The sequence below is a fragment of the Pontibacter sp. LHS2 genome (assembly GCF_058932845.1).
Genome location: NZ_JBZYWG010000001.1, coordinates 67,573 through 78,671 on the forward strand (window position 1 = coordinate 67,573; position 11,099 = coordinate 78,671).

The window sequence follows — 11,099 nt, forward strand, 5'->3', positions numbered from 1 at the left end:
GTGAAAAATTACCTGCCGTATAACGCGACTTCCTGCTTCAACCGCTGCGCCACAGTTTTGGTAAATTGGCCCGGCTGTAAGCGCCACTGCCAGTTGCCTTTGGCAGTGGAGGGCTTGTTCATGATTGCGTCCTTGCCCAGGCCTAGCACATCCTGTATCGGCAGTACCACAAGCTGCGCTACCGACATATAGGCCAGACGCGCCATTACGTCACTTACATTATCTTTTGAAAGGCGCTGGGCGCTGTAATCGCTCAGCCGTTTTTTGTCGTCGCGGCTGGCGTCGTGCTCGTACCAGGCTCGCACCGTGCTGTTGTCATGTGTGCCGGTGTACACGATCGAGTGCTGCACATGATGATGGGGTGCATACATACTTTGCGGGAGGTCTTCGCCAAAAGCAAAAAGCAGCACCCGCATACCTGGCAGGTCGAATTGCGCCATCAGGTCCCGTACGGGTTGGTCTATCTCACCCAGGTCTTCGGCGATAATGGGCATGGCCGGGAATTTCTTTTTAACTGCAGTGAGTAACTCGGCTCCCGGTGTGTTCACCCATTTCCCATTGATAGCGGTTTCCTCGTCAGCAGGCACTTCCCAGTAAGCCGAGAAGGCCCTGAAATGGTCGAGGCGCAGCAAGCCGAAGAGCTCCAAATTGTGGGCAATGCGCTGCAGCCACCAGTCGAAATTTTGCTCCTGCAATTTTTTCCAGTCAAAGACAGGCGTACCCCACAGCTGCCCGGTTTCACTGAAGTAATCCGGCGGCACGCCTGACACAGCTGTGGGTTGACCCTGCCGGTCCAGTTTGAAGATGTGCGGATGTGCCCAAACATCAGCGCTGTCATGGCTCACATAAAAGGGCATGTCCCCTATAAAAGTAATGTCTCTGGATGTGCAGTATGTTTTGAGCGCTTCCCATTGACGGTAAAACAGGAACTGGAAAAAGGCTTCACGCTCCATTTCTAAAGCCAATTCTGCTGATAGCGCCTCCATGGCGTGGTCCTGCCGTGTTTTCACTTTTTCGGGCCATTCAGTCCAGGGCTTGCCGTTGTTGTACTGCTTAATGGCCACAAAACTGGTAAAGTCAGTCAGCCAGGTCTTGTGCGTTTCCTGAAAACGGATAAACTCGCTTTTCAACTTACTCGCTTTGCCGTCTTTGTAGTTGTCAAACGCCTGATACAAAAGCTTCACTTTATATTCCGCCACCCTCGGGTAGTTTACCTTGGCCTTGTCAAAACCGCCTCCGGCCCGAATGTCTTTTTTGTCTAACAAGCTATCATCTACCAGTCTTTCGGGACTTATGAGCAGCGGGTTTCCGGCAAAGGCAGAGTGACTGCTGTAGGGTGAGTTGCCCGAGCCAATTTCGGTTGGGTTCAGCGGCAGGATCTGCCAGTAGCGCTGGCCAGCCTCGGCCAGTAAGTCTGCAAATTTATAAGCCTCCGAACCCAGGTCCCCAATACCATAGGCTGATGGGAGAGAGGTGATGTGGAGCAGGATGCCGCTGCTGCGTTTAGGTATGATCATAACTTCTTGGATGTTAAAAGTGCTACCGGGAAAGACTTGAAAATCTCAGCCAAAGGTATAGCCTGCTTTGCCTGTACGGAATGTCCGCCAAATAGCTGCTGCCAGTCTTGTGGAGCCTCGGTTGGTAATGTTACTGCCGTATCACCCCATACCTGCTCTCCAAAAGGCAATTCGTTTTCGGAGATGATACCTGTCAGCAGGCGGGGTACCACCACAATGCACCAGTCGTCTCCGTTATGGCGGGCAAATGCCATGGCGTGTTTGCTGTGCTGTCCTTTCAACTGAAGCGGCATATAACTGCCTTTGTCGAACAGTGCTTTCTGCTCTTTGCGCAGGTGCAGTACCTGGTGCAACAGGTATAGCTTCACGCGGGCGTCAGTTGGCGTCGACAGAATTTGCTGAAGTAAGTCCTGCGGTTTATCATTTGCCTTTATTTCCTGTAAGAACTGCTGACGCTGCTCATAATCCACGGGGCGGCGGTTATCTGGGTCTACCAAACTGAAGTCCCAAAGCTCACAGCCTTGGTATACATCAGGTACGCCCGGGCATGTGGTTTTGAGGAGCGTCTGGCACAGGGAATACAACCATCCAAAGTGGGCCGTTTTCTGGAAAAATGGACGGAAAGAAGACATAAAGGCTTTGTCTTCCTGCAGCAGTTGCTGCACCAGATTTTTGGTGGTTGTTTCATACGCCTCGTTTGGCTCTGACCAGTTGGTGTTGGCTTTGGACTCCCGGAAAGCCTTTACCAGGTATTCCTGCACCCGTTCCACCAGGGTATCATCTACCTGTCCGTCGATCGGCATTACCCCCAGCAGGGTTTGCAGGATAAAGTAAAGATCGTTGGCCGTGGGACCGTCGGACTTGCTGTGTTGCTGCGACAATTGCATCCACTCTTTCGCTTTTTTCTCCCATTCCTCCGGTAACTCGCTCAGTACTTGGAGGCGCATGCGCGAGCCCTCACCGCGTTTGGTGTCGTGCGTGGCCGTGGCATTGATCGAGTGTGGATAAGTCTGCATACGGTACGCCATGCGCTCGTGGAAGTCACGACGATCAAGATTGAACACATCCGGACTGTTGCCTACTTCGTTGAGCGCCAACAGGCGATTATAATTGTAGAAGGTGGTGTCCTCTACGCCCTTCGCCGCAAGCGGACCTGTAAACTGCTGACTGCGCATGACAAAGTACAGCTTATTGCGTTTCTGCTCTTCGCTATCCTGCTCACCTGACTCAAACAAAGATCGCAGATGGTTCAGCTCAGTTTTTGTTTCAGGAGCTTTTTCGTGGGCAATGGCAAAGGCTGCCTCTACTACCTCCATGGCCTCAGGCGGCAGAGGAAAGGTATGGCCATATATGCGGTATATCGGAAAAGAGGCTAACAGCGTAGCCAGGGCATGGTGCCAGTTTTTATTTTCTGAGGAAGCAGGCAGCAGGTCACTTTCACGCAGCAGGCGCAAGAGGTTTTGAAGCTCGCCCTGCATGTAATTTTCGAGTATCATCAGTTTCTTCTCGAATACCAGTTCCTCGTAATCTGTGGGGGCTTCAGGTACCAGGCGGTGGTAGACGTCGGTGAGTTTTTTCTCCCCTTCGGCATCCGTATAGAGGTTGCTCACCCAGGCCAGAAAATCATAGCCGCTGTTGCCTTCAATTGGCCAGTAGTCCGGCATGTTTTCTTCACCTTCCAGAATTTTCTCCACGACCAAGTATACCTGCTCGCCTGCCAGTTCGCGCAGTCGCACCAGGTAGGTATCGGGGTCAAAGAGGCCATCAACGTGGTCTACCCGCAGGCCCTGCACCAGTTGTCGCATACAGAGCTCCTTGATGAACTGATGATAGTGTTCAAACACTTCATCCCGCTCCATGGCCGTACAGATCAGATCGTTGACCGTGAAGAAGCGGCGGTAGTTGATCTGCTTTTCGGTTTCCTGCCAATGCGCTAGTTGGTAATACTGTTGCTGCAGGAGTTCCTGCAGAGCAGACGGATCGTCATTGATAGTTTGCAGCACATCGGCTATACCTTGCTTTAGCTCTGACTGCTCTTGCATGGTTTTGTAGAGCACCTGTTTTGCCTGTTCCCAGTCGTTAGGCTCCAATCTGTCTTGCGCCATCAGTTGCTCCAACTTCTGCACCTGCTCGCGGAGTTGTGTAGCGGCATCATCTGAGTTGACTTTATCAGCCAGCCGTTCTAACAGGAAGGTATAGCTGTCGATACTGATCGGATATGCATTGTCGAAATAGTTGAGTCGGAAGCCATTCTCTTCGAAGGAAACCTTCAGCTGTCCCTGCTTTACTACTTCTTCCAGGGGCTCCCCCAGAAATGGCACCATCAACTGGCCTTTGAAATCGGGGTGATTGAAGTTGACGTCGAAGAAGGTATAGAAGCGGGACTTTTGGCCTTTCTCCAGTACATCCATCAGCCAGGCATTATCCGGGTGGAAAGCCATGTGATTTGGCACGATGTCCTGTAACCATCCCATGCCATGGGCTTTCAGTTCATCGGCTATCTCCTGTAACTCTTCCATTGTGCCCACATCGGGGTTCAGCTGGTGTGGATCCGTGACGTCATAACCATGCTCACTGCCAGGGCGGGCCGTGAAAAAAGGCGCTGCATAGATCGTGCTGATGCCCAGATCCCGCAGGTAGGGAAGTATGTTTTTGAGGTCTCGCAAAGTAAACTTAGGCGAGAGCTGTACTCTGTAAGTGGAGGAAGGTATGTAAACCATGTTGTTTTCTTTTTAGCTGTAGAGGCAATAAGTAGTATCAGGCAAAGTAGTTTCAGGTTTGTCAAATAAGCTTTATCAGTCAGGTATAGCGCTATACCTGATCAGTCAGTTTTACGCTTTAACCTGACACTCCCTCTGATTTCAAGGCAAGAAGTATCACTGACGAAAACCTGGAATTTGAAAAATGTAAGCCGTTGATAACTTTCATTTGTTCCATCGTCATTTTTTAAACCACACTGTCAAAAATTGGGTATTAAATTTTCAGGTTCAGACTTTCATACAGTTCTTCAAACTGCTGGCACCAGGCAAGAGCGTTTTCGCTGTTTTCGTCCTGTTTCTTCCGATTAGCTTCGTAAGTGCTCTGGCGCATTTTGAAAGCGATGTTCTGCGACTGCCAATACTCTGGCTGAAGACTCGAGCCGTTGATGACTGTCAGGAGTTCTGTCAGGTATAGCATGTGGGCCGTGTCATCCGGGTTTTCCTCCAGGTAGTGCATCGCTTCCTCTACGTGGATGGTGGCTGCATAATTCACAGCGTCTTCATCCAGTTTCACACCCATGCGTTCCACTTCCTTCAGCAGTTTGAGTACTGTATCCACATCTACCCGCTCGGCCATCAGCGCTTCAAGCAAGCGCCCTGTCACAATGTAGTCCACTGTGATCTGCAGTGGTCGCGGCAAGTTCATGTCCACGTTTTTGATGGCTGCCATCAGGGGGTAATTGTTGTCGTATACCTGCTGGAAGTCATGCTCCAGTGCCCGCATGGTTTGCTCCAGCACCTGATCCAGAATCTTCTTCTGATCATCTCGGAAGAGGTGCCAGAAAGAGTAGTTGTGCGACTCAAAGTGCTTGTCGAGCAACATGATCACTTCGGTGATGTTGCCTTTGTCAAAAGCAGTGCTGAGCTCATGGTGCAAAGTGGCGAAGGCGTCCGGACTCACGAATTTGCGCACGCCCCCGAATAGCTGGTGGTCACCGATGTGTAACACGCCAAACGACACGTCCACTTCTTCCCAGGTGACAGTTGACCGGATGAAAGCTTTGCCAATGGCCAGTCGCTGGCGTCCTGCTTCCAGCATTTCGTAGTATTCTGAAGTCGCCTTGTAGCTATAGAGTGGCAACTCATCCGGGGAGTCTGCAAAGAGCGATGACACTGCATAATGGGCACCTACCCGCAACAGGTCCAACTGAGTAGGCTGCACGATTTTGTAATAAGCCTTGGAAGCATCACCGTACTCCTTGTTATTACTCTTTGCACGCTTCAGGTAGTCCACAAAGGTTGTTTCGTAGTCGTTGCCACTCAGATCCTTTGCCAGTTGGAGGGCACGGGTTGCATACAGGATATCCTGCATGGTTTCGATGCCGGTCACTTCATCAAAGAACCAGCCGCAACTGGTATACATCAGCATGGCGTGGTATTGCATCTCGAGCAGTTTGAGAAATTTCACCTGCTCTCCTTTGCTCAGGTCGCGGTCAGTGTGCGTGTCAATAAACTCCCGCACCCGATCCTCATTCCGATCCATGATCACCTGGATGTAGTTGTTGCGGGTTTGCCACGGGTCTGCTCCGAGCTTGCGCATTTCCTGTTCGTAGAGTGGCTCCAGCTGGTCACGCACCCAGTCAAAAGCTTCCCGCACCGGAGCCCGCCAGGCCTGGTTCCAGTCGTCGTGGCCGCCGGTGTGGCAACCACAATCGCTGCGCCAGCGCTCTACGCCGTGCATGCAGCTCCAGGATGTATTTTCAATAATCTCGGCTTCATACTTGGGTGGGTAAAGCTCCAGATATTCGCCGTAAATCGTGATTTTAGCCAGCTGTTCCTGTTCAATATGATGGAGGGTATAGGAGAGGGCCATCTCGCCAAAACGGTGGTGATGCCCGTAGGTTTCACCATCAGTCGCGATATGCATGAGTTGCGGGTCTTTGCTTTGCTCGTCAAAAGTTGTCGTGAGCCTGTGCGCGAACTTCTCACCACTTTCCAGCAAACCCTCAAAGGCAATGGCCTGCGACACGGGCGCGTCATAAAAGAACAAAGCAATCGTGCGACCAGAAGGCAGTGTGCAGCGGTACGGACGGCGTGGGTCTATCTTAGCCCCCGTCGCATTATGCCATTCTTTCTCATCAATCTTGCGGTAGCGTTTGGCCTGATAGGGCGAGAGTATCGTGAACTTTATACCATGCTCGGCCAGCACTTCCAGCGTTTCGGTATTAGCTGCCGTCTCGCCGAGCCACATGCCTTCGGGGTCGCGACCAAAGCGTTTCCGGAAGTCGTAAATACCCCAGACTACCTGTGTGTGCTGGTCACGTTCGTTGGCCAGCGGCATGATCATGTGGTTGTATACCTGCCCGATGGCAGCTCCGTGTCCTGAGAAGCGCTTCTGACTTTCCTTGTCGGCATCAAGTATGGACTGGTAAATGTCGGGCGCCTTCTTTTCCATCCATTCCAGCAAAGTCGGACCGAAGTTGAAACTCATGCGGGCGTAGTTGTTCATGATGTCCACGATCTGCCCCTTGCCGTTTTGGATGCGGGATGCCGAGTTGCGGGCGTAGCATTCAGCCGTGATGCGCTCATTCCAGTCGTGGTAAGGATGCGCCGACTCCTGCAGCTCTACCTCGTTTAACCATGGGTTTTCGCGAGGAGGCTGGTAAAAGTGACCGTGAATGCAGATGTACTTGTTCATATAGTATAGGACAAAGGATCGTTAGACAAAAAACTGCGAGGTATAGCCGTGTAGACTTAGCTCGGAAGAAGGGCTATACCTGCTATAGCTGATGCCTCTTCTTACAAAATGATATTGCTTTGGTATACGGTGACGGAAGCGGCCGGCAACTCAATCTCCTGACCTGCGCTTAGCTCATCCGGCAAGTCTATACCTGCACCGCCATACCTGCCTTCACCTGAACTCAACGCCAGCTTCCAGGATGCACCTACCTCTTTTACTATTATTGCTTTCTGTGGTTGATTACTTATGTTAAATAGGATGTAGAGGTAAGGGCTCTCGCCCGAGTGGATCAGTTGCAATACCTGGGTATGACTATCCGCTGCTACATGCAGGCGGGTCTTGTCTGGGCGGGTCAGGGCAGGGGCAGACTTTCGGAGCTGGATAAGCGCTTTGTAGAAACCCCGCAATTGCCGGTGCTTTTCACTGTACTCATAGCTGCGCTGCAGTTTTGACTGGTTGAAAGTCTCCTCGGACTGTGGGTCTGGCGCTTCGCCTTGCCAGGCAAAAGCGGAAAACTCTTCTTTGCGTCCTTTGCGAACAGCCTCAACCAGGTCCTTGTCCGAGTGGCTCACAAAGTAGAGAAATGGGTTCTCTTCGCCATACTCTTCCCCCATAAACAACATCGGCGTGTAGGGGGAAAGCAAGACCAAGCCGGCCGCTACTTTGAGCATATCATAGGAGATCAGTTTGCTTAGTCGCTCGCCCAGCATGCGGTTGCCCACCTGGTCGTGGTTTTGAGAACACACTACAAACTGCCTGGCGGGGTTGGCCGTAGCATCGCTGCCGAAGGTACGCTTGCGATGCTCAGAGTAAAGCCCATCGTAGACAAAGCCGTGTTGCAGCACTTTCTGCAATTGTTCCAGCTTTCCGAAATCACTATAATAACCGGAATCTTCACCCGTGAGCAAAGCATGCACGGCATGGTGAAAATCATCGCTCCACTGCGCTGCCAATCCAAAGCCACCTTTTTCTACCGGGTTGATGATGCGCACATCGTTCAGGTCACTCTCGGCAATTAAAATGAAGTGTCGGCCCAGCTGTTTTTCCAGGTGTTCTACCTGCTCCTGTAGCTCCTGCAAAAAGTGCTTGGCACCTATATCGAGGATGGCGTGTACGGCATCGAGGCGCAAAGCATCAATATGATAATCACGCAGCCATAGCAGGGCATTTTGAATAAAGAAGTTACGAACATGGTCACTGTGGGCATCGTCAAAATTGAGTGCTTTGCCCCAGGGCGTGTTATACTTGTCGGTGAAGTAAGGACCGAAATCGTTGAGGTAGTTCCCTTCCGGACCGAGGTGATTATACACCACATCCAGCACCACGGCTATACCTGCGGCATGGCAGGCATCCACCAGTTTTTTCAGGCCATCAGGACCACCGTAACTGTTTTGCACCGCCGATGGGTATACGCCATCATAACCCCAGTTGCGGCTACCCGGAAATGCCGCTACTGGCATGATCTCAATGGCTGTTATACCTAAGTCAACCAACTCCGGTAGCTTGTCAATAACACCCTGAAAAGTACCTTCATCGGAGAAGGTGCCGACATGCAGTTCATATACGATATACTGTTCGAGGGGCAGCGGTTTCCACTTGTTGTCAGTCCATTCAAATGAGGTATGATCTACCACGGCCGAGGGTTCGTGCACACCGTCCGGCTGAAAGTGAGAGGCGGGGTCGGGTCGCTCCATCTCTTCATCAAGCTGGAAGGTATAGCGTGCGCCGGGACCAGCCTCTTCACTTAAGGCAGTCCAGTAACCGAATGCTTCACGCTGTAGCGGTATTATCTTTTCGTTATGCTTCAACACCACATCTACCTGTGCGGCGGCCGGGGCCCATAACGTGAATAAAGTGCCATTGCCCGGTGTATAATGTGCTCCAATCTCTCGTGTTATGCTCATTTTCTTTGTTTTTACGCCTGATTCTTAACTGGCTTATACGCGAATAGGTTGTTCTTTTTTAGCCAATTCAATCTTTTCTGACGGCAAAGTTGTCCTGTAACCCACTTAACACAGGCCGTAGGTATAGCTGCGCATACTGCACCGAAACCTATTACACGCGCATACAGTACCTATTAGCTATTCTACATCAAATCAGGAAAAAAGCATACATGGAAGCACTGGAAGGAACCAAAAGGGTTGTCATCGAGAACGTGAAACCGCAGGTAAACTGTGGACAATATCCAATCAAGCGCATAGTGGGAGAGGAAGTCGAAGTGACGGCAGATGTGTTCGGAGATGGCCATGATGAAGTAAAAGCCGTGTTGCTCTACCGCCATTCCAGAAAGAAAAACTGGAATGAAATACCCATGCGGTTTCTGGGCAACGACCGCTGGCAAGTGACTTTCACACCTGAAAGCATGGGCACGTTTGAGTATACCCTGCAGGGCTGGGTCGATCACTTCTATACCTGGCAGAAAGGGCTCAAGAAGAAATTTGAAGCAAATCAGGATATAACGGTGGAGTTGCAAATAGGTGCTCAGCTGCTAGAGGAATCTGCCGCTACCGCCAAGCCCGGTCAGCAAAAGCGACTGCGCAAGTGGGCGGAGCAACTTAACAAACCCGGTTCCATCGCAGATGCCGTGGCACTGGCCACCGGCGAAGATGTATCGGACCTGATGCATGCCTGCTGCGACCGCCAGAACGTAACGACCTATCACAAAATATTGACGGTGGAAGTGGAGCGGCAGAAAGCACTTTTCAGCACCTGGTATGAGTTCTTCCCACGCTCTGCTGCACAGGAAGCTGGCCGCCATGGCACCTTCCAGGACTGTGAGCGACTCCTGCCACGCATCGCTGAGATGGGCTTCGATACGATCTACCTGCCGCCTATTCACCCGATCGGTCACGCTTTCCGAAAAGGGAAAAACAATTCGGTTACTTCTGAACCGGGCGAGCCAGGATCACCATGGGCCATTGGTGCTGAGACGGGCGGTCACAAATCCATCCTGCCGGAGCTGGGAAGCCTCGATGAATTCAGAGGCTTTGTGCAGGCTGCAAGAGAGCATGGAATAGAAGTAGCACTTGACTTTGCTATTCAGTGCTCGCCGGATCACCCTTACGTAAAAGAGCATCCGCAGTGGTTTAAGTGGCGCCCCGATGGCACGGTGCAGTACGCCGAAAATCCACCCAAGAAATACCAGGACGTACTGCCGGTAAACTTCGAGACAGAAGATTGGCAGAACCTGTGGAAAGAACTCAAGAGCATTGTCACACACTGGATCGAGCAAGGCGTTTACGTGTTCCGGGTAGACAACCCGCATACCAAGCCTTTCGCATTCTGGGAGTGGATGATCCGGGAGGTGCGCCAGCAGTATCCGCAGGTAATCTTTCTGGCCGAGGCCTTTACCCGTCCGCGTGTGATGGAGCGCCTGGGCAAGATCGGTTTCACGCAGTCCTATACCTACTTCACATGGCGCAATACGGCCGCCGAGATAAAAGAGTACATGCGCGAGCTTACCCAGACAGAAATGCGCGACTTTTACCGACCTAACTTCTGGCCGAACACACCAGACATCCTGCCACACGAACTGCAGTCAGGTGGGGAGCCCTCCCATATTACCCGTGTGGTCCTGGCGGCGACGCTATCGTCAAACTATGGTATGTATGGTCCCGTGTATGAGTTCGGCATCAATACCCCGGTGCAGGGCAAGGAGGAATACTGGGATTCTGAGAAGTATGAGGTCATGCACTGGGATTGGGGTCGTCTGACCAAGATCCGGGAGGTGATCACTAAAATAAACAAGATACGTCAGGTCAACCCGGCGCTGCAAACTACCTGGAACATCGCCTTTGGCGACACCGACAATCCGCAGTTGCTATGCTATGCCAAGTGGGACAGCAGCTTCCGCAATAAGATGCTGATGGTGGTGAACCTGGACCCGCACAACACACAAGGAGGTTGGGTACAGGTACCGTTGCACGCGCTTAAAATGGAAGACAACCAGCAGTACATGGTGCACGACCTCATGACCGAACACAAATATACCTGGAACAGTGAATGGAACTTCGTAGAGCTTCGCCCGCACGAAATGCCTGTTCACGTATTCCGCATCGAATCAGCTACCCCTGGCATGGGTCACGATAGCCTGGATGACACCTGGTTACCTGATGACCATGGCAAACACGAATAAAACCGATA

At 51.7% G+C, this 11,099-nt stretch carries 5 protein-coding genes; 1 reads left to right on the forward strand and 4 read right to left on the reverse strand.

All coding sequences use genetic code 11. The features are described from left to right. Positions 1-8: 8 nt before the first annotated feature. The 4 genes from malQ to treZ all read right to left on the reverse strand — a co-directional run bounded on the left by malQ (position 9) and on the right by treZ (position 8,860). Entirely contained in the window at positions 9-1,517 is a 1,509-nt protein-coding gene (gene malQ, locus AC5FX6_RS00280) for a 4-alpha-glucanotransferase (RefSeq protein WP_493595024.1), read from the reverse strand. Then, positions 1,514-4,237, reverse strand: coding sequence for a malto-oligosyltrehalose synthase (gene treY / locus AC5FX6_RS00285; protein ID WP_493595025.1), 2,724 nt, complete (start codon positions 4,235-4,237; stop codon positions 1,514-1,516). The genes malQ and treY overlap by 4 nt, the downstream gene beginning before the upstream one ends. A gap of 253 nt (positions 4,238-4,490) precedes the next feature. Then, positions 4,491-6,914 carry a DUF3536 domain-containing protein gene (locus AC5FX6_RS00290; RefSeq protein WP_493595026.1) on the reverse strand — a complete coding sequence of 808 codons (2,424 nt, stop codon included), beginning with the start codon at positions 6,912-6,914 and terminating at the stop codon, positions 4,491-4,493. A gap of 101 nt (positions 6,915-7,015) precedes the next feature. Beyond that, positions 7,016-8,860 (reverse strand): malto-oligosyltrehalose trehalohydrolase, encoded by a 1,845-nt coding sequence (treZ, locus tag AC5FX6_RS00295; protein WP_493595027.1) that lies wholly within the window; start codon positions 8,858-8,860, stop codon positions 7,016-7,018. Positions 8,861-9,069: 209 nt separating this feature from the next. Between treZ and AC5FX6_RS00300 the strand changes: the two genes are divergently transcribed. Then, entirely contained in the window at positions 9,070-11,091 is a 2,022-nt protein-coding gene (locus tag AC5FX6_RS00300) for an alpha-1,4-glucan--maltose-1-phosphate maltosyltransferase (protein WP_493595028.1), read from the forward strand. Positions 11,092-11,099 lie beyond the last annotated feature (8 nt).